At 73.2% G+C, this 25,604-nt stretch carries 20 protein-coding genes and 2 pseudogenes; 7 read left to right on the plus strand and 15 right to left on the minus strand.

Going from position 1 to position 25,604, the window contains the following annotated elements:
- Positions 1–150: 150 nt before the first annotated feature.
- Positions 151–780: an NUDIX domain-containing protein gene (locus ACQKM2_RS38045; RefSeq protein ID WP_427718125.1), complete on the minus strand. Its 630-nt coding sequence runs from the start codon at positions 778–780 to the stop codon at positions 151–153.
- A 92-nt stretch (positions 781–872) separates the two neighbouring features.
- Positions 873–2,519, minus strand: a complete 1,647-nt coding sequence (locus ACQKM2_RS38050) for a CTP synthase (protein ID WP_385770140.1) — start codon at positions 2,517–2,519, stop codon at positions 873–875.
- A 423-nt stretch (positions 2,520–2,942) separates the two neighbouring features.
- Here ACQKM2_RS38050 and ACQKM2_RS38055 point away from each other — a divergent pair, with 423 nt between their 5' ends.
- On the plus strand, positions 2,943–4,772 hold the full coding sequence (locus tag ACQKM2_RS38055; protein WP_427718087.1) for a glycoside hydrolase family 15 protein: 1,830 nt from the start codon (positions 2,943–2,945) through the stop codon (positions 4,770–4,772).
- A 69-nt stretch (positions 4,773–4,841) separates the two neighbouring features.
- Complete coding sequence (locus ACQKM2_RS38060) at positions 4,842–6,224, plus strand: FAD-binding oxidoreductase (RefSeq protein ID WP_427718090.1); 1,383 nt, start codon at positions 4,842–4,844, stop codon at positions 6,222–6,224.
- Between the two features lie 44 nt (positions 6,225–6,268).
- Here ACQKM2_RS38060 and ACQKM2_RS38065 read toward each other — a convergent pair whose 3' ends face one another.
- Both ACQKM2_RS38065 and ACQKM2_RS38070 read right to left on the minus strand, forming a co-directional pair.
- Complete coding sequence (locus tag ACQKM2_RS38065; protein WP_427718092.1) at positions 6,269–7,909, minus strand: flavin monoamine oxidase family protein; 1,641 nt, start codon at positions 7,907–7,909, stop codon at positions 6,269–6,271.
- 13 nt (positions 7,910–7,922) lie between these two features.
- Positions 7,923–9,497, minus strand: coding sequence for an APC family permease (locus ACQKM2_RS38070; protein WP_427718094.1), 1,575 nt, complete (start codon positions 9,495–9,497; stop codon positions 7,923–7,925).
- A 222-nt stretch (positions 9,498–9,719) separates the two neighbouring features.
- Here ACQKM2_RS38070 and ACQKM2_RS38075 point away from each other — a divergent pair, with 222 nt between their 5' ends.
- On the plus strand, positions 9,720–11,345 hold the full coding sequence (locus ACQKM2_RS38075; RefSeq protein ID WP_427718097.1) for a PucR family transcriptional regulator: 1,626 nt from the start codon (positions 9,720–9,722) through the stop codon (positions 11,343–11,345).
- 271 nt (positions 11,346–11,616) lie between these two features.
- Complete coding sequence (locus ACQKM2_RS38080) at positions 11,617–12,714, plus strand: MerR family transcriptional regulator (protein ID WP_427718128.1); 1,098 nt, start codon at positions 11,617–11,619, stop codon at positions 12,712–12,714.
- 55 nt (positions 12,715–12,769) lie between these two features.
- Here ACQKM2_RS38080 and ACQKM2_RS38085 read toward each other — a convergent pair.
- From ACQKM2_RS38085 to ACQKM2_RS38110, 6 genes and pseudogenes are all read right to left on the minus strand, one after another.
- Positions 12,770–12,954 (minus strand): annotated as a pseudogene (locus ACQKM2_RS38085) (hypothetical protein); the annotation flags it as partial.
- A 72-nt stretch (positions 12,955–13,026) separates the two neighbouring features.
- Positions 13,027–14,154: a glycosyltransferase family 4 protein gene (locus tag ACQKM2_RS38090; protein ID WP_427718100.1), complete on the minus strand. Its 1,128-nt coding sequence runs from the start codon at positions 14,152–14,154 to the stop codon at positions 13,027–13,029.
- 146 nt (positions 14,155–14,300) lie between these two features.
- Positions 14,301–16,019: a DNA repair protein RecN gene (recN, locus tag ACQKM2_RS38095; protein ID WP_427718130.1), complete on the minus strand. Its 1,719-nt coding sequence runs from the start codon at positions 16,017–16,019 to the stop codon at positions 14,301–14,303.
- Between the two features lie 93 nt (positions 16,020–16,112).
- Positions 16,113–17,051 carry an NAD kinase gene (locus ACQKM2_RS38100; protein WP_427718103.1) on the minus strand — a complete coding sequence of 313 codons (939 nt, stop codon included), beginning with the start codon at positions 17,049–17,051 and terminating at the stop codon, positions 16,113–16,115.
- A 38-nt stretch (positions 17,052–17,089) separates the two neighbouring features.
- Positions 17,090–17,905 (minus strand): TlyA family RNA methyltransferase, encoded by an 816-nt coding sequence (locus tag ACQKM2_RS38105; protein WP_427718106.1) that lies wholly within the window; start codon positions 17,903–17,905, stop codon positions 17,090–17,092.
- A 7-nt stretch (positions 17,906–17,912) separates the two neighbouring features.
- A complete protein-coding gene (locus tag ACQKM2_RS38110) occupies positions 17,913–18,197 on the minus strand; it encodes a hypothetical protein (protein ID WP_427718108.1) in 285 nt (94 codons plus the stop codon).
- Positions 18,198–18,262: 65 nt separating this feature from the next.
- On the opposite strand from ACQKM2_RS38110, the gene ACQKM2_RS38115 reads away from it, so the two are divergent.
- Positions 18,263–18,610, plus strand: coding sequence for a sterol-binding protein (locus ACQKM2_RS38115; RefSeq protein WP_427718109.1), 348 nt, complete (start codon positions 18,263–18,265; stop codon positions 18,608–18,610).
- Between the two features lie 142 nt (positions 18,611–18,752).
- On the opposite strand, the gene ACQKM2_RS38120 is transcribed toward ACQKM2_RS38115, so the two are convergent.
- The 4 genes from ACQKM2_RS38120 to ACQKM2_RS38135 form a co-directional block, all read right to left on the minus strand.
- The gene (locus ACQKM2_RS38120; protein ID WP_427718112.1) at positions 18,753–19,589 is read right to left on the minus strand and encodes an ABC transporter ATP-binding protein; all 837 of its coding nucleotides are present in this window, start codon (positions 19,587–19,589) and stop codon (positions 18,753–18,755) included.
- The gene (locus tag ACQKM2_RS38125; RefSeq protein ID WP_427718115.1) at positions 19,586–20,677 is read right to left on the minus strand and encodes a FecCD family ABC transporter permease; all 1,092 of its coding nucleotides are present in this window, start codon (positions 20,675–20,677) and stop codon (positions 19,586–19,588) included. Before ACQKM2_RS38125 ends, ACQKM2_RS38120 begins: the two co-directional genes overlap by 4 nt.
- The gene (locus ACQKM2_RS38130; RefSeq protein ID WP_427718133.1) at positions 20,674–21,684 is read right to left on the minus strand and encodes a FecCD family ABC transporter permease; all 1,011 of its coding nucleotides are present in this window, start codon (positions 21,682–21,684) and stop codon (positions 20,674–20,676) included. Before ACQKM2_RS38130 ends, ACQKM2_RS38125 begins: the two co-directional genes overlap by 4 nt.
- A 117-nt stretch (positions 21,685–21,801) precedes the next feature.
- Positions 21,802–22,851, minus strand: a complete 1,050-nt coding sequence (locus tag ACQKM2_RS38135; protein WP_427718118.1) for an HAD hydrolase-like protein — start codon at positions 22,849–22,851, stop codon at positions 21,802–21,804.
- A gap of 134 nt (positions 22,852–22,985) precedes the next feature.
- Between ACQKM2_RS38135 and ACQKM2_RS38140 the strand changes: the two genes are divergently transcribed.
- Positions 22,986–24,257, plus strand: a complete 1,272-nt coding sequence (locus ACQKM2_RS38140) for a DUF1015 family protein (protein WP_427718121.1) — start codon at positions 22,986–22,988, stop codon at positions 24,255–24,257.
- 90 nt (positions 24,258–24,347) lie between these two features.
- On the opposite strand, the gene ACQKM2_RS38145 is transcribed toward ACQKM2_RS38140, so the two are convergent.
- The gene (locus tag ACQKM2_RS38145; RefSeq protein ID WP_427718123.1) at positions 24,348–25,190 is read right to left on the minus strand and encodes a hypothetical protein; all 843 of its coding nucleotides are present in this window, start codon (positions 25,188–25,190) and stop codon (positions 24,348–24,350) included.
- Between the two features lie 15 nt (positions 25,191–25,205).
- Here ACQKM2_RS38145 and ACQKM2_RS38150 point away from each other — a divergent pair.
- A pseudogene (locus tag ACQKM2_RS38150) lies at positions 25,206–25,604 on the plus strand (hypothetical protein); the annotation flags it as partial.

Genomic DNA, 25,604 nt, shown 5'->3' on the forward strand with positions numbered 1-25,604 from the left:
GAGGCTATAGATAGCCTCGCGGGCGTTTGAGGCGCGGGGGTCCGGGGGCGGAGCCCCCGGGGAACGGGCGAAGGGCGGGTAGGGGACCTCCGCTCCGCGCAGCGGCGGCCCCGCCCCGCGACGGGCACCCGGCACCCCGCAGGGGCCCGGCTACGCCTCGTACGGCCGGGCCGGCCAAGGGGTGTCGGCCGGGCGGAGGGCGTCCAATCCGGCACCCGCCAGCGCGGCGGTGAGGGCCAGGACGCCCGTGACCAGCGCCGGGTTCCCCAGCTCGCCGGCCAGGATCCCGCGTACGAGGTCCTCCCGCGCGACCCAGGCCGTCTGCATGTCGGCCTCCTCCGAGTCCGTCTCCGCGTACCGCTCCCCGTCCGCCTCGGCCACGTCCCGCGCGAGGAAGACCCGGATCGCCTCGTCGGAGCCGCCCGGGGAGGCGAAGAAGTCGGCCAGCACCCGCCAGTCCCCCGCCTTGACGTGCGCCTCCTCGTACAGCTCGCGCTGCGCCGCGTGCAGCGGGTTCTCCCCCGGCACGTCCAGCAGCCCGGCGGGCAGCTCCCATAGCCGGTGCCGGACGGGGTGGCGGTACTGCCGGATCACCAGCACCCGCCCGTCCTCGTCCAGGGCGAGCACGCACACCGACCCCGGGTGCACCTGGTAGTCGCGGCGGGCCACCGAGCCGTCCGGCATCCTCACCTCGTCGGAGTCCACCGCCGTCTTGGCCCCCTGGAAGGGGCGGCTGGTCGACAGCGTCTCCCAGGTCTCCGACGTGTCCTTGATGGCGATCCCCATGGCCAGTGCCCTCCACAACGCGCGACAGCCGGGTACGGATGATCCGTACCCGGCTGTCTACGTTACCGAGCGTCAGCTACCGCGCGTCAGCCCTGCTGCTGGCGCTCCACCGCGGCCTTGACCAGGCCCGCGAAGAGCGGGTGCGGCCGGGTCGGGCGGGAGCGGAGCTCCGGGTGCGCCTGCGTGGCCACCAGGTAGGGGTGGACCTCGCGCGGGTACTCGACGTACTCGACGAGCTTGTTGTCCGGGGAGGTGCCGGAGAAGACCAGGCCGGCCTTCTTCTCCAGCTCGCCGCGGTAGGCGTTGTTGACCTCGTAGCGGTGGCGGTGGCGCTCGTCGACGTACGCGTCGCCGTAGACCTCGCGCACGATCGAGCCCTCGGCCAGCTTGGCCGTGTACATGCCCAGGCGCATGGTGCCGCCCAGGTCGCCCGCGCCCTCGACGAAGGCCAGCTGCTCCTCCATGGTCGAGATGACCGGGTGCGGGGTCGAGGCGTCGAACTCGGTGGAGTTCGCGCCCTCGATGCCCGCCAGGTTGCGCGCGGCCTCGATGACCACGCACTGCAGGCCCAGGCACAGGCCCAGCAGCGGGATCTTGTTCTCGCGGGCGTAGGTGATCGCACCGACCTTGCCGTTGACACCGCGGTCGCCGAAGCCGCCGGGCACGCAGATCGCGTCCACGTCGCCGAGCTGCGCCGCGGCACCGGCCGGGGTCTTGCAGTCGTCGGAGGTGACCCACTTGATCTGGACGCGGGCCTTGTTGGCGAAACCGCCGGCGCGCAGCGCCTCGGTCACCGACAGGTAGGCGTCGGGCAGGTCGATGTACTTGCCGACGAGCGCGACCTTGACCTCGTGGTCGGGGTTGTGGACGCGGTCCAGCAGGTCCTCCCACACCGTCCAGTCGACGTCGCGGAAGGGCAGGTCGAGCTTGCGCACGACGTACGCGTCCAGGCCCTCGGTGTGCAGCACCTTGGGGATGTCGTAGATCGACTTGGCGTCGATCGCCGCGACCACAGCCGCCTCGTCCACGTCGCACATCAGCGAGATCTTGCGCTTGATGGAGGTGGGGACGTCGCGGTCGGCGCGCAGCACGATCGCGTCGGGCTGGATGCCGATGTTGCGCAGCGCGGCGACGGAGTGCTGGGTGGGCTTGGTCTTCAGCTCGCCGGAGGGGCCGATGTAGGGCAGCAGCGAGATGTGCACGACGAAGACGTTGTCGCGGCCGACCTCGTGGCGGACCTGGCGGACCGTCTCCAGGAACGGCAGCGACTCGATGTCGCCGACCGTGCCGCCCACCTCGGTGATGACGACGTCGACGTCGTCGGTCGCCATGCGGCGGATGCGGTGCTTGATCTCGTTGGTGATGTGCGGGATGACCTGCACGGTGTCACCGAGGTACTCGCCGCGGCGCTCCTTGGCGATGACCGTGTTGTAGACCTGGCCGGTGGTGACGTTGGCCGAGCCGTCGAGGTCGACGTCGAGGAAGCGCTCGTAGTGGCCGATGTCCAGGTCGGTCTCGGCGCCGTCGTTGGTGACGAACACCTCGCCGTGCTGGAAGGGGTTCATCGTGCCGGGGTCGACGTTCAGGTACGGGTCGAGCTTCTGCATCGTGACCCGCAGGCCGCGCGCCTTCAGCAGCGCACCCAGGCTGGAGGCCGTCAGGCCCTTGCCGAGGGACGAAGCGACACCCCCGGTGACGAAGATGTGCTTGGTCGTCATGGATTTGGGCGGCATCGCCAAGAGGGGGCTCCCGTGGTCGCGAGGTGAGGTGCGTCCGGCGACTTCTCCCGTTTCCGGGGGTGCCGAAGCTGCGGTTTCGGGGCCCCTGATTCGCACAGGCAGACCACCGGTCCACGGGGTACCAGCCTATCAGCGCCCGGGACGGTCCGCCTCCGGGCGCGCTGCGCGGCGCCGCCCGCGGGTCCCCCGGCCGGCCGTTCCCGCAGGTCACCCGTTTGGCCGAGTGACATTGTCCCGATACTTAAGGAGATCACTAGGGTGCGCTCATAACTTGCTCGGATACCGCTGCACATCACCGCCGAGCAGTCCGGCAGACGGCGTAACAACGCCGGTTCCGGCAATCTAGGACTCGACGCGGGGATCCCTGCGCACAGGAGACCGCGCGACAGCGCATTGCAAGCGCCCTTCGGGGCGGACGTGGCCGTTCGACTGGAGACCAACGTGTCCGGGCGCATCGAGGATTACGCACTGATCGGGGACATGCAGACCGCGGCGCTGGTCTGCCGGGACGGCTCGGTGGACTGGTTGTGTCTGCCACGCTTCGACTCCCATGCCGTCTTCGCGAGCCTTCTGGGCACCGAGGAACACGGGTTCTGGCGCATCGGCCCGGCGGCCCCCGCGGGCGCCGAGCCGCCGCGCGCCGCCCGCCGGCGCTACCGGGGCGACTCCCTGGTGCTGGAGTCGGAGTGGGACACCCCGCGCGGGACCGTCCGCGTCGTCGACTTCATGCCGCCGCGCGAGGACCACGCGCCGCAGCTGATCCGCATCGTGGAGGGCGTCAGCGGGCGCGTCCCGATGCGCTCGGCGCTGCGCATGCGCTTCAGCTACGGGCGGGTCGTGCCGTGGGTGCACAAGGTGGACGGGCGCACCGTCGCCGTCGCCGGCCCGGACTCGGTCTGGCTGGACTCCGACGCGCAGACGTACGGCAAGGACCTGACGACGTACTCCGACTTCACGGTCGGGCCCGGCGACCGGGTGGCCTTCGCGATCAGCTGGCAGCCCTCCCACAAGGGCGCCCCGGAGACCCCGGACGCGGCGGCGGCGCTGGAGGCGACCAGCGAGTTCTGGCGCGAGTGGGTGGACCTGTGTACGTACCACGGGCCCTACCGGGAGGCGGTGATCCGCTCGCTGATCACCCTCAAGGCGCTCACGTACGCGCCCACGGGCGGGATCGTCGCCGCGCCGACCACCTCCCTCCCGGAGGAGATCGGCGGCGTCCGCAACTGGGACTACCGCTACACGTGGCTGCGCGACGCCGCCATCACCCTGTCCTCGCTGCTGCGCACCGGCTACCGGGGCGAGGCCGCCGCCTGGCGGGACTGGCTGCTGCGCGCGGTGGCCGGCGACCCGGAGAACCTGCAGATCATGTACGGGATCGCCGGCGAGCGCGAGCTGGGCGAGACCGAGCTGGACTGGCTGCCCGGATACGAGAACTCCGCGCCCGTGCGCGTCGGCAACGGCGCCGCCCACCAGCTCCAGCTCGACGTGTACGGCGAGGTCACCGAGGCCCTCCACCTGGGCCACATGACGGGCCTGGCCCGCAACGACTACGCCTCCGTGCTCCAGCTGAAGCTGATCCGCTACCTGGAGACCCACTGGATGGAGCCGGACGAGGGCATCTGGGAGGTGCGCGGCCCCCGCCGCCACTTCGTGCACTCGAAGGTGATGGCGTGGGTGGCCGTGGACCGCACGATCAAGCTGATCGAGAGCGGGGACGCGGACGGCCCGCTGGAGCGCTGGCGCGAGATGCGCGACGCGATCCACGCCGACGTGTGCGAGAAGGGCTACGACCCGGAGCGCAACACCTTCACCCAGTCCTACGGCTCCCGGGAGCTGGACGCCTCCCTGCTGCTGATCCCGCAGATGGGCTTCCTGCCGCCGGACGACAAGCGGGTCATCGGCACCATCGAGGCGATCCAGCGCGAGCTGTCGACCCCGGACGGGTTCATCCTGCGCTACCCGACGGCCGGCGAGGAGGCCGGGGTGGACGGGCTGGAGGGCGACGAGGGCGCCTTCCTCGCGTGCTCGTTCTGGATGGCCGACGACCTCGCGATGATCGGCCGCGTCGACGAGGCGCGCCGGCTCTTCGAGAAGCTGCTGGCCCTCCGCAACGACCTGGGGCTGCTGGCGGAGGAATGGGACTCCAAGCACGAGCGCCAGGTGGGGAACTTCCCGCAGGCCTTCAGCCACGTTCCGCTGATCGACACGGCGCTGCGGCTGACGGCGAGCGGGGCCTACGGCGGCTGACGCGCGGGGACTCGGCCGCCCGCCTAGCCTGTAAGGGTCCTTTGCCCTCCACGGGAAAGGGGGGTGGCCATGGCGCCCCTCTCGAAGGCGGGCGCGGCCCTCGCCGTGCTCCGCGAGGATCTGGCCGGCGACGTCTTCGCCCCGGACGACCCGGGGTACGACGAGGCCCGGACCCTGTTCAACGCGATGATCGACCGCCGGCCCGCGGTGATCGCCCAGTGCGAGGGCGCGTCGGACGTGGTGACGGCGGTGCGCTTCGCCCGGGAGCTGGACCTGCCGATCGCGGTGCGCGGCGGCGGGCACAGCGTGGCGGGGATGTCCCTGAACGACGGCGGCCTGGTCGTGGACCTGCGCCGGATGCACGCGGTGACCGTCCACCCGGCGGCGCGGGCCGCGCACATCGGGGGCGGGGCCGTGATGAGCCACCTGGACCGGGCCTGTGAGCCGTACGGGCTGGCGACCACCGGGGGCCGGGCCTCCACCACCGGCGTGGGCGGCTTCGTCCTGGGCGGGGGCACGGGCTGGCTGGACCGGAAGTTCGGCCTGGCGGTGGACAACCTGCTGGGCGTGGACCTGGTCACCGCCGACGGCGAACTGCTGCACGTCACCGCGGAGGACCACCCGGACCTGTTCTGGGCGCTGCACGGCGGCGGCGGGAACTTCGGCATCGCGACCTCGCTGACGCTGCGGCTCCACGAGCTGCCCGAGATGTCGATCGCGTTCCTGCTGTACCTGCCGGAGCGCGGGGCGGAGGTGGTGCGCACCTTCCGGGACGTCGTCGAGGCGGGTCCGCCGGAGGTGGGCGGCGGTGCGATCTACATGACGGCCCCGCCCGAGGAGTTCGTCCCGCCGCACCTGGTGGGGCTGCTGGTGGCGGGCGTGCTGCTGACGTACGCGGGCCCCGAGGACGGGCTGCGCGAGCTGGCGGAGCCGCTGCTGGCGATCCCGCACGAGGTGGAGATGGTCACGCCCATCCCGTACGCCGACCTCCAGTGCATGATCGACGACCCTCCGGGGCTGCGGAACTACTGGTCGGCGGAGTACCTGACCGGGGCGCCGGACGCGTACGTGGACCTGTTCTGCGCGCGGGCCGACTCCATGCCGGTGCCGTCGGGCACCCAGCACGTCCTGTTCCCGCAGGGCGGGGCCATCGCCTCCGGCCCGGCCGACTACCCGGTCCCCTACCGCGACGCGCCCTGGGCGGTGCACCCGTTCGGGATGTGGGAGGACCCGGCCGACGACGACCGGGTCCGGGAGTGGGTCAGGGAGGTCCGCGCCGACGCCCGGCCGTGGAGCACCGGTGCGGTGTACCTGAACTTCACCGGCGACGAGGGCGCCGACCGGGTGGTCGCCGGCATGGGTGCCGAGAACATGCGGCGCCTGGGCGAGCTGAAGCGGCGTCACGACCCGGACAACGTCTTCCGGTTCAACCACAACATCAAGCCTTTGTGAGACGGCCCGGTGAGGCACCCCTGCCCGGGTGCCGGGTGAGGGTGTCAGGTGAGGGCGGCGATCACCTCGCGGGCGGCACGTTCGCCCTCGGTGGCGCCGCCCTCCATGAAGCCCTGGAAGTCGTAGCTGCAGTGCTCGCCGCCGATGTGGACCCGGCCCTGCGCGGTGCCCTCGTACTTGGCGTAGCGGTGCAGGTAGCCGGTCGGCCAGTACGAGTAGGCGCCCAGCGAGTAGGGGTTGCGGTGCCAGGCGGAGAGCTGGGCACGGCCGGTCCAGGCCGCCTTGGTCCCGGGGTAGAAGGAGTCGATGCCGGTGAGCATCCGGCCCGCGAGGGCCCGTACGTAGGGGTCGGAATCGGTGGCGAAGGGGCTCGCGGGGGTGAGGGAGCCGGCGAGGCTGCCGCCGCCGTACTGGAGCAGGATGCCGCCGTTGCCCGGCTGGACCTTGGTGGTGTCCCAGGTCTGCTGGACGTCCAGGTCGGTGAAGCAGTCGCCGGCCGACACCCCCGGCCAGGGGCCGGTGCCGCGCCAGGGGCGGCTGGTGAACTGCATGTTGAGCTTGGTGCAGTAGCCCATTCGGGCGTCCCGCAGGAGGTTCTTCATCAACGGGTCGAAGCCCGCCTGGGAGGTGTCGATGCGCTGGAGCACCGGAAGCGGCAGGCACAGGACCGTGTGGTCGGCGACGGCGGTGCGGGTGGCGCCGGAGTCGTCGAAGGTGAGGGTCTGGGTGCCGTCGGCGTTGGCGCGTACGGCGAGCAGCGCGCGGCCCATGACGACCGTGCCGGGGGCAAGGGCGGCGGCGATGGCGTTCGGCAGCCGGTCGTTGCCGCCGGTGATGTGGTAGCGCTCGTTGGACAGGCCCCAGACGTTGAAGTTGCCGGGGTTGGGCTGGTAGCCCATCAGCAGGACGAGGGCGAGGGCGGACTGCCGGTCGGTGTCGGCCCCGTACTCGACGTTGTACGCCACGTCGATGAACCGGCCGAGCCGCGAACCGTGGCCGCCCGGGATCCGGGTCTCGATCCACTCGTACAGGGTCATGTCGTCCAGGGCGGTCCCGGCGGGGGTGGAGCTGTTCCAGCTGACCTCGCCGGCTTCCTGGAGGTCGCGGCGCAGGGCCTGGTAGACGGCCTTGAAGTCCTCGTCGGCCTGGGTGCGGGAGTAGTAGCCGCCGTTGAACCACAGGACTTCCTCGGCGCCGTTCGGGCCGCCGCCGAGGAAGTCCTCGACGGGCAGGTCGAAGCGGCGGCACAGTTCCAGGATCTTCTTGTGGCTGGTGTCGATCAGCTCGCCGCCGATCTCGGAGGTCTGGCCGTACGCCCAGTGGCCGCGCTGGGTCCACATGCGGCCGCCGACGCGGGCCGGGTTGGCCTCGTAGAGGGTGCAGGGGATCCCCGCGTCCTGGAGGGTGAGCGCGGCGGTGAGGCCGGAGATCCCGGCGCCGACGACGGCGACGCGGGCCGGGGCCGCGGGCTGCTTGGCGGGGGCGGTGTCCGCGGCGTACGCGGTGGCGGTGGCGGCCGTCGCGGTGGAGGCGAGGGCGGTGCCGAGGCCGAGCGCGGCGGCTCTGGAGAGGAGTTCGCGGCGGGTGGAGCCGCGTACCTCGGCGACGGGCAGGCGCAGCCGGCGGGCGGCGGCGTGTTCGGCGGCGAGCCGCTGGAGCGCGTTCATCAGTGGCGTACGGGCCATGGCGGTGGCTCCTCTAGGCGTTCGCGGAGGTGGAGGGGGTGGTGGGGTTGGTCGGGCTGGTGGGGCTGGTGGGGGCGGGCTCTTCGGTGCGTTCGGCGGAGTCCTCCAGGACGACCCGGCCGATGACCTCGTAGCGGGCGGGGGCCTTGAACTTCAGCCAGAGGCCCAGTCCGAGCCCGCCGAAGAAGACGACCCCGACGATCCACGGGATCAGCGTGAAGAAGAACGAGTCGGCGGCGAGCCCGGCCGCCGTCCTCATGTTGACCAGCAGCAGGACCACCACGGCGGCCATCGCGACCCCTCCGGCCAGCGGGGCCGTGAAGGTGCGGAACCAGTGCCGGTCCTCGGGGTGGTTCTTGCGGAAGTAGCCGATCACCGCGAAGGAGCAGAGGGTCTGGACGATGAGGATCGCCATCGTGCCGAGGATCGCGAGCAGCGTGTACAGGTGGATGTACGGGTCCTGCCCGGTCAGCCAGAACAGCCCGACCAGGCCGGTGGCGATGGCCGTCTGCACCATGGAGGAGACGTACGGGGACCCGTGCTCGGCGTGCGTACGGCCGAGGGCCGGGTGCAGGAAGCCCTCGCGGCCGATCGCGTAGAGGTACCGGGCGGCGCACTGGTGGAAGGCCATCCCGCAGGCGAAGGAGCCGGTGAGCAGCAGCCACTGGAAGGCGTCGACGGCCCAGGCGCCGATGAAGGTGTGGGTGGGGGCGAAGAAGAGGTCGAGGGGGTTCGTGGAGGCGGAGAGCTCCACGGACTTGGAGAGGCCGTTGCCGGCGATCGTCATCCAGGAGACGTATATGTAGAAGAGGCCCACTCCGACGACGGAGATGATGGTGGCCTTGGGGATGACCCGCTTGGGGTCGCGGGACTCCTCGCCGTACATCGCGGTGGACTCGAAGCCGACCCAGGACCAGAAGGCGAAGAAGAGGCCGAGTCCGGCGGAGGCGCCGGTGAAGGCGTTCTTCGGGTTGACCGGTTCGACGGGGATCCCGTCGGGGCCGCCGCCCGCGATCAGTACGGCGGTGGCGACGGCGAAGAGGACCGCGATCTCGGCGACGAGCATCACCCCGAGGGCCTTGGCGGTGAGGTTGATGTCGAAGTGGGCGAGGACGGCGGTGACGGCGATCATGGCGGCCGCGTAGAGGATCCACGGCAGGTCCACGCCGAGCTGGTCGTGGACGGTGGTCTTCGCGAAGTAGGAGAAGACGCCGACGATGGAGGCCTCGAAGACGATGTACGCGAGGACCGCGAGCATCCCGGAGGCCATGCCGGCGATCCGTCCGAGGCCGTGCGAGATGTACCCGTAGAAGGCCCCGGCGGCGGTGATCCGCTTGGCCATGGCCACGTAGCCGACCGCGAAGACGGTGAGGACGACGGTCGCGAAGAGGTAGCCGGCGGGGGCGCCCGTGCCGTTGCCGAAGCCGACCGCGATGGGGAGGTTGCCGGTCATCGCGGTGATCGGCGCGGCAGTGGCGACCGCCATGAAGACGACGCCGACGAGTCCGACGGAGTTGGCCTTCAGGCGCTGGACCGGGGGTGCGGCGGCGGTCGCGGCGGGTGGAGGCGTGGCGCTGGCTCTGCTCATGAGTCCTCGTTCCTGCTTCCTGGTGGGTGTTGCTGCTCTGTCTTCGTGGGTGATCTGTCCGAGGGCCGACACTCTCCACCCGAGTGACGCACGCCACAATCGGCACGCGGTCCGATAATCGCCTTGCAGGGGCGACGAGTTGTCAGTCCGGACGGGGGCATATCGGACTCCGTAACCGCACGGTGATGTGCGCGGAACAGGGCGGCCGGTAGCGTCCGCGATATGGACAACCAGGGCGGAATCACGGTTCAGCGGGCACTTGAGCTGCCGGGGCTGCGCAGCGGGCTCCCGGAGGTCGTCGCCTGCGCCGACCGGCTGGGCCGGACCGTGCGCTGGGTGCACGCCGGCGAGGTGCCGAACATCGCCTCACTGCTCAAGGGCGGCGAACTGCTGCTCACCACCGGTCTCGGGCTGGGCACCCGGCCGGCCGAGCAGCGCGCCTTCGTACGCCGCCTCGCGGACCGGGGCATCGCCGCACTGGTCGTGGAACTGGGCCCGCGCTTCAGCAGGCTGCCCGCCACGATCGTCGAGACGGCCAAGGCCGCCGGGCTGCCGCTCGTCCAACTCCACCGCGAGGTCCCCTTCGTGACGGTGACGGAGGAGGTCCACACCGAGATCGTCAACGGGCACTACGCCCTGCTCCAGCGCGCCGAGGAAGTCCACCGGCGCTGCACGGAAGCCCTGCTGGGCGGCGGCGGGATCCCGCAGGTGCTGCGCATCCTGGCCGACTTCACCGGCAACCCGGTCTTCCTGGAGACCCCGGACGGCCAACTCCTCTACGCGGCCGGACCGGTGGCCGGGGAGGCGGCCGCGGACCCGCTCCAGGTGTGGGAGGGGCTGCGCGGCCAGCGCGCGGCCGAGCCGTCGGCGAACGCGGTCGTCGTCGACGTACCGGGCGGCGGCCACGGCACCGGGTCGGTCCGGGCACGGGTCGTCCTGGTCGGGGTGTCGGCACCCCTGCTGCCGGTGCACCGGATGGCGGCGGAACGCACCGCGGGGGTCCTGGCGGTGGTGCTGATGCAGGCGCGGCAGGAGGAGGAGCTGGCCGCGCGCGGCCGGGGCGACTTCCTCACGGACCTGGCGGAGGGCCGGATCTCGGCGGAGGACGCCCCCGCGCAGGCCCGGGTCCTGGGGTTCCGGCCGGGGACGGGACCGCTGCTGCCGATCGTGATGCGGCTCTCCACGGAGCTGGGGGCCTCGGGGAACTGGGCGGTGCTGGCCCGGGCGGTGCTGGAGGAGCTGTCATCCGTCGGGGTACCCGTGCTGCTCGGCGTCCGCCCGGTCGAGGGCCGGGTGCCGCTGCTGGTCTCCCTGCGCACCGAGTCGGAACGCACGGCCGTCGCCGACCGGGTCGCCGCCGCGCTGCGGGCCGGCGTCGAACGGGCCGGCCTCGACCGGGCCTCCGCCCCGCCGGCCGTGGTCGTCGGCGTAGCCGGCGGCTGGGCCGCCGCCTCCTCGGGCCTGCGGCACGCCGCCGAGACCGCCACCGCGGCCCACGGCCTGCCGGCCCGGCCCTGGTACGACGCCCGCCGCCTGGACATCGACCTGCTGCTGTGGCGGCTGCGCGAGCACCCCGACCTGGCGGCGTTCGTGGACCGCGCGATCGGCGCCCTGCGGGTCCACGACGCCGCCTCGCGCCCGCCGCTCCTCCCGACCCTGGAGACGTACCTGGCCCACGCGGGCCGCAAGGCCGAAACCGCGCGCGAACTCCACCTGAACCGCCAGACCCTGTACAACCGCCTGGCCCGCATCTCGGAACTCCTGGGCACGGACCTGGACGACCCCGAAACGGTCCTCTCCCTCAGCCTCGCGCTACGGGCCCGAAGGCATGCGGCGCCCTTGTCTTGAGGGGGGTGGGGGGTTCCCGTCAGGGATGCAGGAGGGGTCGGGGGCCGGCACACCGGGCATACGGGCCCGTCGAGTCCTGGTCCCGGGCCGGGTGCGCGACTACCCGCACGAGAGGCCGAACAGAGCGACCTGCGGAGCCCCCGAGCGCGACAGATCGCTACGCGGCGTGCGGCTACGGCCTCCGCGTCGGCTCTTGCGGGTTATGAGTGCGGCACTTGACCCTCACGTGACGTCAGGCTGCATAGTCACTGCCGTGGAAGATCACTGGAACGTGGGGCGCGTGGCCGAGCTTGCCGGCGTGAGCATCCGGACGCTGCATCACTATGACGAGATCAGCCTCGTGTGTCCGTCGGCGCGGACCGCCGCCGGGTACCGGGCCTACTCGGCGGGCGATGTCGAGCGGCTGCGGGAAGTGCTGGCCTACCGGCGGCTGGGCTTCGGTCTGCGGGAGGTTGCGGAACTGGTCGACGACTCGTCCACCGATGCGGTCGCGCACCTGCGCCGACTGCGCGGCCTGCTGCTTGAGCGGCGCGATCGTGCTGACGCCATGGTGGCGGCCATCGACAGGGAACTTGAGGCACGGGCGAAGGGACTGAAGGTGACACCGGAGGAGCAACTGGGGATGCTCGGTGCACGGCTGTACGACGCGATCGGCGGCGCCTACACGGCGACGCGGCGTACCGAGCCGCGGATCGCAGCGCAGATCTGGGACGCGCTCGGGGACGCGCGGACGGTGCTGAACATCGGGGCCGGCACCGGCTCCTACGAGCCGGCTGATCGCGAGGTGACCGCGGTGGAGCCGTCGGAAGTCATGCGGCGTCAGCGGCCTGCCGGCTCTGCGCCGTGCGTGGCCGCCGCCGCGGAGAGCCTGCCGTTCGAGGACGACTCCTTCGACGTCGCGATGGCCGTCTCCACAGTTCACCACTGGGGGGACCCGATAGCGGGGCTGCGCGAGATGCGGCGCGTGGCCCGCCGCGTGGTGGTGCTGACGTTCGACACCGACGAGCCCGGATGGCAGGACCGGTTCTGGCTTACCCGCGACTACCTGCCCGAGTTCGCCACCGTCCTTGCAGAATTTCCCTCACTTGCGGGGATGGCCGACGCGATCGGCGCCCGCGCTGAGCCGGTGCCCATCCCGTGGGACTGCGCTGACGGCCTGTTCGAGGCGTACTGGCGCCGACCGGGGGCGTATCTGGAGGACCCCGTCCGCCGTGCGATGTCGGTGTGGACGAGGGTCGGGCCGGACGCCGAGCAGCGGGCGGTGCGAAGCCTCCGCGACGACCTCGACTCCGGCCGGTGGGCCGAGCGCAACAGCGACCTCACCCAACTCGACACGGCAGACCTCGGCCTCCGCCTGCTCATGGCTTGAAGGGACACCGGTCAGGACTGACCCTCCCCGTCACCGTCCTCAGTGCGTCTGGGTCAAGGTGCTCGGTCGCGTCCCCGGTCAGGGACGGGCCCGCGAGCACGTCCGGGCGCATCGCCTCCCACCGTGCACATCCAGCAGCCGGGTGCGCGGGTCCGCCCACCGGTTCGAGGGGGCCGCGAAGACGTCGCGCCGGTTCAACGCGCGGTGCGGCTGCTCCAGCACGCACACCACGTACGCGTTCTACTCACACCCGGGAACCGGCCCCGCCCCACGCCCGGCGGACGGAGTCCGCTCAAGGAGGGGCGCGGCGCGTCAGGAGAGGGGGCGGCGGTCCATCAGTTCGTCGTAGACCGCGAGGATCTGCGCCACCGTGTCGTCCTCCGACGGCCACGTCGCCGCCTGGGCGCGGCCCGCCACCGCGAGGGCGGCGCGGCGGTCCGGGTCGTCCAGGAGGGCGGCCACCGCGCCCGCCAGCGCGCCCGAGTCGCCGTAGGGGACCAGGACGGCGGCGTCGCCGACCAGTTCCGGGACCGCGCCGACCTCGGTGGCCACCAGGGCCACCCCCGCCCGCAGGGCCTCCTGCGCCAGCAGGGAGCGGCCCTCCCAGCGGCTGGGGAGGACGGCGACGTCCGCCGCCGCCAGCAGGCGGTCGGCGTCCCGGCGGCGGCCCAGGAGGCGGACCGGGAGGCCCTCCTCCTCGATGCGCCGGGTCAGTTCGGGCCGCAGCGGGCCCTCCCCCGCGATCACCAGCAGCGGCAGGGGCTCCATCACCCGCCACGCCCGTGCCGCGTCCAGCAGGACGGAGTACCCGCGCCGCGCCACCAGGCTGCCGACCGCGATGATCAGCGGCCGTTCCACCGCGCCGAGTTCCGCCCGGGTCTTGCCGGCGTCGGGCAGCGCCGCCGCGGCCGGTACGGCGACCGCCGCCAGCCGCGCGTCCCGCGCCCCGCGCCGCCGCGCGAGGTCGACCTGGTCGGAGGAGGAGCCCAGCACCACCGCCGCGGCCCGGGCCACGTGCCGCTCCAGGAGCCGGCTCAGCCGGCCGAGCGGCCCCTCGGGCTCCGGCGCGCTGCCGTGCCAGGTCACCACCAGCGGCACCCGCCGCCCCCGGCCGAGGCCGCGGCGCAGCGCCAGCGCGGCCCGCATCCCGGCCCGGATCCCGTGGGCGTGCACCACGTCGGCGCCGGCGCAGGCGGCCCGCAGGGCGCTCGCCGCGTCGGGGGTGAACTCCGCCCCGGCGCCGGTGAAGTCGTACTCCCCCTCGGCAGCGACGGGGGCGCACACGGTGACCCGTACGCCCCGTGCCGCCAGCCCCGTCGCCAGGGACCGCACGTGCGCGCTGCTGCCCGCGCCCGCGCCGCCGAGGACCTGGACGGCGCGCAGCGGGGGCCGCCCGTACGGCTGTGCGGGGGCCGGGAAGGAGGCCGGGGAGCTGCTCACGGGCCGTAGCTCCAGGGTGAGGAATCAGGGACGTCGCCCAGGATGCCAGTCCGCACGCGCGTTCCGGGACCATACGGGTGCGGATCCCGTACGAGATACCGCAGTGCGCCCCCCAGCCTCACCCACACGGGCTAACGATCCCGTCGTCACGCGTCCGCGCGCGCCGCCTCCAGCAGTTCCTCGGCGTGGGCCCGCGCCGTCTGGGAGTCCTCCTGGCCGGCCAGCATCCGCGAGAGTTCTCGGATCCGGTCCTCGCCCTCCAGGACCGTCACGCCGGAGCGGGTCACCGAGCCGTCGACGGTCTTCTCCACCAGCAGCTGGCGGTCGGCGAAGGCCGCGACCTGCGGGAGGTGGGTGACGACGACGACCTGTGCGGACTTGGCGAGCTTCGCGAGCCGCCGGCCGATCTCGACGGCCGCCTTGCCGCCGACGCCCGCGTCGACCTCGTCGAAGAGGTACGTGGGCACGGGGGTGGTGCCGGCGAAGACGACCTCGACGGCCAGCATGACCCGGGACAGCTCACCGCCGGAGGCGCCCTTGGCGATCGGGCGGGGCTGGGCGCCGGGGTGCGGGGCGAGCAGCAGTTCGACCTCGTCCGCGCCCGTGGGCCCGTAGGCGACGGACCGCCCGCCGACCTCGACGCCGTCGGCGTCCTCGGTCTGGCGGATGTCGATGGTCACCCGGGCGTGCGGCATGGCCAGGGAGGCCAGCTCGGCGGTGACCGCGGCGGCGAAGCGCTCGGCGGCCTCCGTCCGGGCGTCCGTCAGGGCCTGCGCCAGCAGCGACAGCTCCTCGCGCAGGGCGTCCCGTTCGGCGGTGAGATCGGTGATCCGCTCGTCGTCGCCGTCCAGTTCCAGCAGCCGTTCCGAGCCCTTCTGGGCCCAGTCGAGCACCGCGTCGACGGACTCGCCGTACTTGCGGGTCAGCTGGGTCAGGGCGGCCCGGCGCTCCTCGACGGCGGCCAGCCGCAGCGGATCGGCGTCCAGGTCGTCGGCGTACCCGGCGAGTTCCCCGGCGACGTCGGCGAGCAGGATGCCCAGCTCCCCGATCCGGTCGGCGAGCCCGCCGAGCACCGGGTCGTGGGAGCGTACGGACTCCAGGGCGCGGTGGGCGCCGGCGACGAGGGTGTTGGCGTCGACGCCCTCCGGGTCCTCGACGTCGCCGGCCAGCGCCGCGTGCGCGGCCTGCGCGGCGGAGGCCAGGGACTCGGCGTGGCCGAGCCGTTCGGCCTCGGCCGCGAGCTCGGCGTCCTCGCCGGGCAGCGGTTCGACGGCGGCGATCTCGTCCAGCCCGAAGCGCAGCAGGTCCGCCTCCTGCGCCCGTTCGCGGGCGCGGGTGGTGATGGTGTCGAGCTCGGCGGTGGCGGCGCGCAGCCGACGGTACGCGCCGGCGTACTTCTCCAGGGGGACGGCGACGGCGTCGCCGGCGTACCGGTCGAGGGCCTGGCGCTGGCGGGCCGGGCGCAGCAGGCCCTGCTGGTCGGTCTGGCCGTGGACGGCGACGAGTTCGTCGGCGAGTTCGGAGAGCAGGCCGACGGGCACGGAGCGGCCGCCGACGTGGGCGCGGGAGCGCCCCTCGGCGGACACGGTCCGGCTGATCAGCAGGGCGCCGTCGTCGAGCTCGGCCCCGGCCTCCTCGGCGCGTACGGCGGCGGGCGCGTCCGGGGGCATGACGACGCGCCCCTCGACCACGGCGGCCTTGGCCCCGATCCGTACGAGGGCCGGGTCGGCGCGGCCGCCGAGCAGCAGCCCGAGGCTGGTGACGACCATCGTCTTGCCCGCGCCGGTCTCGCCGGTCACCGCGGTGAAACCGGGCGACAGCTCGACCACCGCGTCGTCGATGACCCCGAGCGACCGTATCCGCATCTCCTCAAGCACGGGACGACCATACCGAGGTTTCACGGGTGCCATGTGACCTCACCCGCCCGAAGGTTCTCGAACGGATGTGCTATTGCGGCGTCAGTGCGGTGCTCCGCGCCACCCCGAGACCGGCAGCGCGAACTTCGCCACCAGCCGGTCCGTGAACGACGCGTGGTGCAGCCGGGCGAGCCGCACCGGCACCGTCCCCCGGCGCACCTCCACCCGCGCCCCGGAGGGCAGCTCCAGCGTCCTGCGCCCGTCGCACCACAGGGCGCCGTGCGGGGTCCCGTTCTGCACCTCCACCGCCAGCACCGACGTCGGCGAGGTCACCAGCGGCTTCGCGAACAGCGCGTGGGCGCTGATCGGCACCATCAGCAGCGCCTCCACCTCCGGCCAGACCACCGGCCCGCCCGCGGAGAACGCGTACGCCGTGGAACCCGTCGGCGTCGCGCAGACGATCCCGTCACAGCCGAAGCCGGTGACCGGACGCCCGTCGATCTCCAGGACCACCTCCAGCATCCGCTCCGCGGACACCTTCTGGACGGCGGCCTCGTTCAGCGCCCAGTCCCGGTGCACGATGTCGCCGTTGGTCCGTACGAGGACGTCGAGGGTCATCCGCTCCTCGACCTCGTACGACCGGCTCACCACCCGGTCCACGACCTTGTCCAGGTCGTCGCGCTCGGCCTCGGCGAGGAACCCCACCCGGCCCAGGTTGACGCCCAGCATCGGCACCCCCGAGCCGCGCGCGAACTCCGCCCCGCGCAGCAGGGTCCCGTCCCCGCCCAGCACGATCAGCAGCTCGCACCCGTCGAACACCTTGGGCGTGCACTCCGCGACGAGCTCCACCTCGGCCGGCAGCGGCAGGTCCCGCGCCTCGTGCTCCAGGACCCGCACCCCGATCCCCGACTTCAGCAGCCCCTGCACCACCAGTTCGGCGCTGCGGATCGCCGCGGGCCGGCCGGTGTGCGCGACCAGGAAGACGGTCCGCGGCCCCTCGTGCTCCACGGCCTCCCCCGGGGCCGCCCCCTCCGATTCCACCCGACGTGCTGAACCTGCTGAACCTGCTGACACATCCGTCACTGCGGCCCCTCCGCCACTGCACGATCGACATCCCCCGGGTCGAGTGCCGGTGCCCCCGCCCGAAGCCACAGAAAGTACTCGACGTTCCCCGACGGCCCCGGCAGCGGGCTCGCCGTCACCCCGAGCACACCCAGCCCCAGCTTCCAGGCCTGCGCCGCGACGTCCTTCACGGCCTCGGCCCGCAGCTCGGCGCTGCGCACCACGCCCCCGCTGCCCAGGCGCTCCTTGCCCACCTCGAACTGCGGCTTCACCATCAGCACCAGGTCGGCGTCCGGCGCCGTGCACCGCACCAGCGCGGGCAGCACCAGGCCGATGGAGATGAAGGACAGGTCCCCGACGACCAGGTCGACCGGCACGTCGTCGATCAGCTCCGGCGTCAGCTCGCGCACGTTCGTGCGGTCCTTGACGGTGACCCGGTCGTCGCTCTGCAGCGACCAGGCCAGCTGCCCGTAGCCGACGTCGACGGCGACGACGTGGGCCACGCCCGCGCGCAGCAGCACGTCGGTGAACCCGCCCGTCGAGGCGCCCGCGTCCAGCGCCCGGCGGCCCTCGACCACCAGCCCCCGCGGCCGGAACGCCGCGAGCGCGCCGGCCAGCTTGTGGCCGCCCCGGGAGACGTAGTCGGGGTCGCTGTCGTCCTTGAGGACGACGAGCGCCGCGCTGGTCTCGACCTGGGTGGCCGGCTTGGTGGCGGTGGTACCGCCCACGGTGACCCGGCCCGCGGCGATCAGCTGGGCCGCGTGCTCGCGCGAGCGGGCCATGCTGCGGCGTACCAGTTCGGCGTCCAGGCGGCGGCGTGCCACTCCTGCCACGTTCGGTTCAGCTCCTGTTTTCGTAAGGTCCGGGGACGGGCGTCGCGTCCAGCGCGTCCAGCGCCTCGCGCAGTCCCCTGTGCACATCCTCGTACACCTCGACGTGACCGTCCGCCGCCAGGGCGTCCGCGTCCGCCAGCCGCTCCAGGTGCGCGTCCACCGCGGCGTGGCCGGTGGGGGTGCGTACGAGGCCCAGCGGAGCGGGCCCGGCCGCCGGCTCGGCGGCGGGGGCCTCGGGGGCCGCGGGCTCCCGGGGAGCGTCCGGAACGCTCCCGGACTGTGCGTCGGTCATGCCACGACGCTACCCCGAAGCGCGGCCGTCACCACCCGCGGCTCTGCGGTACGGTCGTGATCACCATGGCTACGATCCAGGAGTGCCGCACGGCACTCGACCGACTCTCCGACAACCTGGCCGCGGCGGACGGCGACGTCCGCGGCGCCGCCGCCCTCGACCGCTCCCTGAGCTGCCACATCACGGACCTCGACGAGACCTTCTCCGGCCGCCTGGCGGGCGGCCGGATCCGGGTGGACGGCGTCATGCCCGGACCTCCCCGGTCCAAGGCCGAGATCCGGCTGGCGATGACCGGCGACGACCTGGTCGCGATGGTCGCCGGCGAGCTGAAGTTCGCCAAGGCCTGGGCCTCGGGCCGGGTCCGCCTGGAGGCCGGCTTCCGCGACCTGCTCCGCCTCAAGAGCCTGCTCTAGCCTCCTTGACGCGCCGCTCGCGCGGCTCGGCCGCAGGCGGCCTCCCCGGCTTCGCGGCGCTGCGCTGGGGGCACCTCCCAGCGGTAGCCGGGGGAGACTCCGTCCGGCGGGTGCGGGGGCGGGCCCCCGGCCGGGGTGGGCCTCAGACGGCGGCCTTCGCGCGGGCCTGGCGGGCGGCCGGGACCACCAGCGGGGTACCGGTCTCCGGGTCGTCGATGACCTGGCAGCGCACCGAGAACACCTTCTCCACCAGTTCGGCGGTGACCACCTCGGCCGGCGGGCCCTCGGCGACGACCACGCCCCCGCGCAGGGCGATCAGGTGCGTGGCGTAGCGCGCCGCGTGGTTGAGGTCGTGCAGCACCGCGACCAGGGTCCGGCCCTGGGTCTCGTGGAGCTCCGCACACAGGTCGAGCACGTCCAGCTGGTGCTGGATGTCCAGGTAGGTCGTCGGCTCGTCCAGCAGCAGCAGCGGCGTCTGCTGGGCCAGGGCCATCGCGATCCACACGCGCTGGCGCTGGCCGCCCGACAGCTCGTCCACGGCCCGGTCGGCGAGCTCGGCGACGCCGGTCGAGGTCATCGACTCGACGACGATCCGCTCGTCCTCCGCCGACCACTGGCGCAGCAGCCCCTGGTGCGGGTAGCGGCCGCGCGAGACCAGGTCGGCGACGGTGATGCCGTCCGGGGCGACCGAGGACTGCGGGAGCAGGCCCAGCGTCTTCGCGACCTTCTTCGCCGGCAGGGAGGAGATCGCCTGCCCGTCGAGCAGCACCCGCCCGGCGGCCGGCTTCAGCATCCGCGACAGGGCCCGCAGCAGCGTGGACTTGCCGCAGGCGTTGGGGCCCACGATCACCGTGAAGGAGTTGTCGGGGATCTCCACCGACAGGTTCTCCGCGATGACCCGCTGGTCGTAGCCGAGGGTGACGTTCTCCGCGCTCAGCCTCTGCACTTGCCCACTCCTCGTTTCGACCTGCTTGTTCATATACGTCCCGCCTTGCGCTCGGTGACGAGCAGCCAGAGCAGGTAGACACCGCCGACCAGCCCCGTGACCACGCCCACCGGCAGCTGGTCGGAGCCGAAGGCCCGTTGCGAGGCCAGGTCCGAGCCCAGCAGCAGCACGGCCCCCATCAGCGCACCGGTCAGCATGTTCGACCCGGGCGACCGCGACAGCCGCCGGGCCAGCTGCGGCGCGGCCAGCGCGACGAAGCTGATGGGGCCGGCCGCGGCGGCCGCCGCGGTGGTCAGCACGACCGCCGCCAGCATCAGCAGCATCCGGGTCCGCTCCACGGGCACGCCCAGCGCGTACGCGGCGTCGTCGCCCATCTCGATCATCCGCAGCGCCCGGCCCTGCCCGAGGACCAGCGGGAACAGCACGGCGCAGACCGCCAGCAGCGGCCACACCTGCGCCCAGTCCCGCCCGGCCAGCGAACCGGTCAGCCACACCATCGCCCGGGTGGCCTCGACGATCTGCGCCCTGGCGATCAGGTACTGGATGAGCGCCACCAGGACGGCGGACGCCCCGATGCCGACGAGCACCAGCCGGTAGCCGTGGATGCCCTGCTTGTACGCGAGGAGGTAGATGACCGCGCCGGTCAGCAGACCGCCGATGACGGCGCCCAGCGCGACCTCGGTGGCGCCGCCCTTGAACAGGACGATGACGACGAGCGCGCCGACGGCCGATCCGTACCCGAAGCCGAGCATGTCCGGGGAGCCGAGCGGATTGCGGGAGACGGACTGGAAGACCGCCCCGGACATCCCGAGGGCCGTGCCCACCAGCACCGCGACCAGGACCCGCGGCAGCCGCAGGTCGTTGACGATGAAGTCGTCGGCCGGCGTCCCGTTGCCCAGCAGGGTCTGTACGACGTCCCAGGGCGCGATCTCGAAGTCGCCGGTGCCGATCAGCACGACGGCCAGCACCAGGGTCGCCGCGGCCAGCAGCAGGCCGGTCGCCAGCGCGCGCGGCTCGACCCGCAGCGAGGTGCCGCCGGGTCCGTGCAGGGCCCGGAGCCTGCCCACGGGGGCGGCGGGCTTCGGTGCGGCCGGGCTCGGGGCGGCGGGGGTCGCGGTCACAGCTGGGCCATCCTCTTGCGCCGAACCAGGTAGATGAAGACGGGGCCGCCGATGAGCGCCGTGACGATGCCGACCTGCAGCTCGGACGGCCGCGTGACGACCCGTCCGATCACGTCGGCGCCGAGCAGCAGCACGGGCGACAGGACGGCCGAGTACGCGAGCACCCAGCGCATGTCGGGTCCGGTCACCAGGCGGGCCAGGTGCGGGATCATCAGCCCGATGAAGATGATCGGCCCGCACGCGGCCGTCGCGGCCCCGCAGAGCAGGGTGATGGCCGCCATCGCCAGGATCCGGGTCCGCGTCAGGTTCGCGCCGAGCGCCCGCGCGGTGTCGTCGCCCATCGCCATCGCGTTGAGGGGCCGGCCCAGCGTCAGCGCGAGCACGGCGCCGAGCAGCAGGAAGGGGGCCACCTGCTTGACGGTGTCCATGTTGGCCGAGGCCAGCGAACCCACCGTCCAGAAGCGCAGCTTGTCCAGCGCCTTGGTGTCCATCAGCTGCACGGCGTTGATGTAGCCGACGAGGGCCGCACTGGCCGCCGTACCGGCGAGCGCCAGCCGCACCGGGGTCGCGCTGCGGCTGCCGCCGAGCACGTAGACGACGACCGAGACGGCCGCGGCGCCGAGGAAGGCCCACCAGATGAACTCGTTCAGCGTGGCGGCCCCGAAGAAGCTGATGGCCGAGACGACGGCCGCCGCGGCACCCGCGTTCACCCCGAGGATGCCGGGCTCGGCCAGCGGGTTGCGGGTCAGCGCCTGCATCACCGCGCCGGACAGGCCCAGTCCGAGCCCGACCATCAGCCCGAGGACGGTGCGCGGGACCCGCAGGTCCCGCACGACCACGTCGTTGGTGGTGCCGGAGTAGTGGAACAGGCCGTGCCAGACCTCGTCGAGCGGCATCTGCTTGGCGCCCACGGCGATGCTCGCCACCGCGACCAGGGCCAGCACGGCGAGGGCGATCAGCAGACCGGCCGCGCGCGCCGCGTGCCGCGGGCGGGCCGCGGGCGGCAGCGGTGCCGCGTTCTGCTCGGTTTCGGGGGGACTCTCAGCCAACACGAAGGTTAGGTTAGCCTACCCTGCGCCTTTTCCGATCACCCGAACGGCCGAGCCCCGCCGGGCCCGCGGAGCTCAGAACCCCAGCTTCGCCAGGGCCTTCTCCACGTCGTCCGCGTACACCCCGTCCCCGGCCCGCGACCAGGCCGCCGCACACAGCGCCCGCAACCCGTCAACCGGATCGCCCGGACCGCCGGCACCGCCCGCCGGCTCCACGTCCAGACCGCCGTCCGCGTGCACCGCGGTCCAGCCGCCGCACCGCCAGCCGCCCGCCTGCTCCAGCACCTCCGGCTGCCCGGTCAGCAGCCCCCGCAGGTCCCGGTCCACATAGGTCGGCCGGTGCCTCGGCTCGGCCCGCAGCAGCTGCACCGCGTCCGTCACCCCGGTCAGCACCAGCAGCGAGTCCACGTCCCCGTTGAACGCGCCCTCGATGTCGGTGTCCAGCCGGTCCCCCACCACCAGCGGCCGCTCCGCCCCGGTCCTCAGCACCGTCTCCCGGTGCATCGGGGGCAGCGGCTTCCCCGCCACCTGCGGCTCCGCGCCCGTGGCGATCCGTACGACCTCCACGGCCGCCCCGTTGCCCGGCGCGATGCCGCGCGCGCCCGGAATCGTCAGGTCGGTGTTCGACGCGAACCACGGCACCCCGCGGTTGACCGCGTACGCGGCCTCCGCGAACCGCCCCCACGCCAGGTCCGGGCCGCCGTACCCCTGCACCACCGCCGCGAGACCCTCCTCGTCGGCGGACTCCACCGGCACCAGCCCGCGCTCGCGCAGCGCGACCCGCAGCCCCTCGCCGCCGATCACCAGCACCTTCGACCCCGGCTCCACCTGCTCCGCGATCAGCCGGGCCACCGCCTGCGCCGAGGTGATCACCTCGCCCGCCTCGGTGGGGATCCCCAGCTCGGTCAGGTGCTCCGCGACCGCGTCCGGGGTCCGCAGCGCGTTGTTGGTGACGTACGCCAGGTGCATCCCGCCCTCCCGGGCCACGGCGAGGGACTCCACCGCGTGCGCGATGGCGTGCCCGCCCGCGTACACCACCCCGTCCAGGTCCAGCAGCGCCGTGTCGTACGCCTGGTGCAGACTCCGCTCACTGCCCGCGGGGCCGGTCCTGCTCTGCCGGGTCATCTGGCCACTCCTCCTGAACCGTTCCGACGACGCTCAAGACATCGGGATTCTTAAGATCGATCTTGTCCGAGTTTGCGCTACCCCGTGACTCCCCCGATCATCCCGCATCGCGAGACGCGTCTTACCATGCACCAATGACCACACCTGGCAACGCGGAGCACGGGCTGCGCCTGATCCCCTTCCACGGACTGAGGTACGTCCCGGAGCGCGTCGGCAGCCTGGCGGCAGTGACCTCGCCGCCGTACGACGTGGTCGTACGCCCCGACGGAGTCGACTACCTCGAATCCGCCGACCCGCACAACATCGTCCGGCTGATCCTGCCGCAGGCGGAGACCCCGGCCGCGCGCAACGAGCAGGCCGCCCGCACCCTGCGCGACTGGCTCGCCGACGGCGTCCTCAGCGCCGACCCGCGGCCCGCGCTGTACGTCTACGAGCAGCGCAAGCCCGGCCTCCTCCAGCGGGGCGTCATCGGCGCCCTGGCCCTCTCCCCCGCCGAGGCGGGCGTGGTCCTCCCCCACGAGGACGTCATGCCGGACGTGGTCACCGACCGCGCCGGTCTGATGCGCGCCACTTCGGCCAACCTGGAGCCCCTCCTCCTCACCTACCGCGGTGACGGCCCCGGCACCGGAGCGGCCGGCGTCGTGGAGGACACCGCCGCGCGCCAGCCGCTGCTGTCCACCGTCACCGAGGACGGCTTCCGCCACAGCCTCTGGGCCATCACGGACCCGGACGAACTGGCCGTCGTCACCGCCGACCTCGCCCACCGCCAGGCCCTCATCGCCGACGGCCACCACCGCTGGGCGACGTACCTGCGCCTCCAGGAGGAGCACGGCCCCGCCACCCCCTGGGACTTCGGCCTGGTCCTCCTCGTCGACACCGTCCGCTACCCGCTCCAGGTCCGGGCCATCCACCGGATGCTGCGCCGGCTCCCCCTCGCCGAGGCACTGGCCAAGGTCGAGGGCTCCTTCCGGGTCCGCCCCGTCGAAGGCCCGCTGCCGCTGGCCCTGGAGGCCCTCGCGGACGCCTCGGAGCGCGGCAACGCCTTCCTCCTCACCGGCGACGGCTCCTACCACCTGGTCACCGACCCGGATCCGGCCCTCATCGAGCGCACCGTCCGGCAGGACCGGCCCGAGGCGTGGCGCCGGCTGGACGCGACCGTGCTGCACGCTTCCCTGCTCGACGCCCTGTGGCAGATCCCGGACGCCCCCGAGCACATCTCGTACATCCACGACGCCGCCGCGACGGTCGCGATGGCCGAGCGGCACGGCGGCACCGCGGTCCTGCTGCACCCCGTACGGGAGGAGGTCGTCCGGGACCTGGCCCGGCAGGGCGTCACGATGCCCCGCAAGTCCACCTCGTTCGGCCCGAAGCCGGCCACCGGCCTGGTCCTGCGCAGCCTGGACTGACGGCCCCGCCGGGCACACCGGCCGGAAACGACGGAAGGGCGGCACCCCCGAGGGGGTGCCGCCCTTCTTCTCGTCTTCCGAGCGCCGCGGTTACGCCTTGCCGCGCTCTTCGTCCTCCACGACCACGAGCTCGTCCGTCAGGTCGACGTCGGCGTCGTCGGCGGGCTCGTACTCCTCGTCGTCCTCGTCGTAGTACTCGGCCTGGTCGGCGGCGCGCTCGGCGGCGGCCACCTCGGCCGGGTCCTGGTCGTCGTCCTCTTCGTCTGCGAGGTCGGCGTCGTCGTCGAGGTCCGCGTCGGCCGCGGCGGCGTCCACGAACTCCACGCCGTCGATCTCGGCGAGCCGGTCGGAGGCGTTGGTCGCGCCGTCCTTGTCGGCCTCGAGGGTCTTGGCGAACCACTCGCGGGCCTCGTCCTCGCGGCCGGCCGCGAGCAGGGCGTCGGCGTAGGCGTACCGCAGGCGCGCGGTCCACGGCTGCACGGCGCTGGAGGCCAGCTCGGGGCTCTGCAGGGTCACGATGGCGGCGTCGAGCTCGCCCATGTCCCGGCGGGCACCGGCCGCGACGAGACGCATCTCGACCTGGCCGGCCTTGTCCAGCTTCTGCACCTCGGGCTCGCCGGCCATCGCCAGGGCCCGCTCCGGACGGCCGAGGCCGCGCTCGCAGTCGGCCATGACGGGCCACAGCTCGACGGAACCGGTCATCCGCTTGGCGGCACGGAACTCGGCGAGCGCCTCGCTGTACTTCTGCGTCGCGTACGCGGCGAAGCCGGCGGCCTCGCGCACGGCGGCGACGCGGGAGGCCAGCCGCAGGGCGATGCGGGAGTACGCGTACGCCTGCTCGGGGTCCTCGTCGATCAGCCGGGCGACCATGACCAGGTTGCGCGAGACCTCCTCGGCCAGCCCCTTGGGCAGGCTCAGGAGCTCCTGGCGCACATCGGCGTCGATCTCGTGGCCGGTGACGTCCTCGTCGATCGGAAGCCGCTTGACCGGGTCGCGGTCGGAGCGGAAGTCGCGGTCACCGCGGTCGTCACGGCGGAAGCCGCCACGGTCGCCACCGCGGTCATCACGGCCACCACGGTACCCACCACGGTCGCCCCGGTCGTCGCGGCGGAAACCGCCGCGGTCGCCACCGCGGTCGTCACGGCGCGGGTACGAGGGGCGGTCGCCGCCACGGTCGTCACGACCGCCACGGAAGCCGCCCCGGTCGTCGTCACGACGGGGGTACGACGGACGGTCCCCACCACGGTCATCGCGACGCGGGAAGGAGGGGCGGTCGCCGCCACGGTCGTCACGACCGCCACGGAACCCGCCGCGCTCGTCGTCACGACGCGGGTAGGACGGACGCCC

Origin of the sequence: Streptomyces sp. NPDC004126 (assembly GCF_050275515.1) — a bacterium.
Taxonomy (GTDB): domain Bacteria; phylum Actinomycetota; class Actinomycetes; order Streptomycetales; family Streptomycetaceae; genus Streptomyces.

Bases quoted from the DNA above. Each gene is read 5' to 3' on its own strand.
- ACQKM2_RS38050 (WP_385770140.1), bottom strand. From the start codon at position 2,519: ATGCCGCCCAAATCCATGACGACCAAGCACATCTTCGTCACCGGGGGT.
- ACQKM2_RS38060 (WP_427718090.1), top strand. From the start codon at position 4,842: ATGGCGCCCCTCTCGAAGGCGGGCGCGGCCCTCGCCGTGCTCCGCGAG.
- ACQKM2_RS38065 (WP_427718092.1), bottom strand. From the start codon at position 7,909: ATGGCCCGTACGCCACTGATGAACGCGCTCCAGCGGCTCGCCGCCGAA.
- ACQKM2_RS38070 (WP_427718094.1), bottom strand. From the start codon at position 9,497: ATGAGCAGAGCCAGCGCCACGCCTCCACCCGCCGCGACCGCCGCCGCA.
- ACQKM2_RS38075 (WP_427718097.1), top strand. From the start codon at position 9,720: ATGGACAACCAGGGCGGAATCACGGTTCAGCGGGCACTTGAGCTGCCG.
- recN (WP_427718130.1), bottom strand. From the start codon at position 16,019: ATGCGGATACGGTCGCTCGGGGTCATCGACGACGCGGTGGTCGAGCTG.
- ACQKM2_RS38110 (WP_427718108.1), bottom strand. From the start codon at position 18,197: ATGACCGACGCACAGTCCGGGAGCGTTCCGGACGCTCCCCGGGAGCCC.
- ACQKM2_RS38115 (WP_427718109.1), top strand. From the start codon at position 18,263: ATGGCTACGATCCAGGAGTGCCGCACGGCACTCGACCGACTCTCCGAC.
- ACQKM2_RS38120 (WP_427718112.1), bottom strand. From the start codon at position 19,589: ATGAACAAGCAGGTCGAAACGAGGAGTGGGCAAGTGCAGAGGCTGAGC.
- ACQKM2_RS38135 (WP_427718118.1), bottom strand. From the start codon at position 22,851: ATGACCCGGCAGAGCAGGACCGGCCCCGCGGGCAGTGAGCGGAGTCTG.
- ACQKM2_RS38140 (WP_427718121.1), top strand. From the start codon at position 22,986: ATGACCACACCTGGCAACGCGGAGCACGGGCTGCGCCTGATCCCCTTC.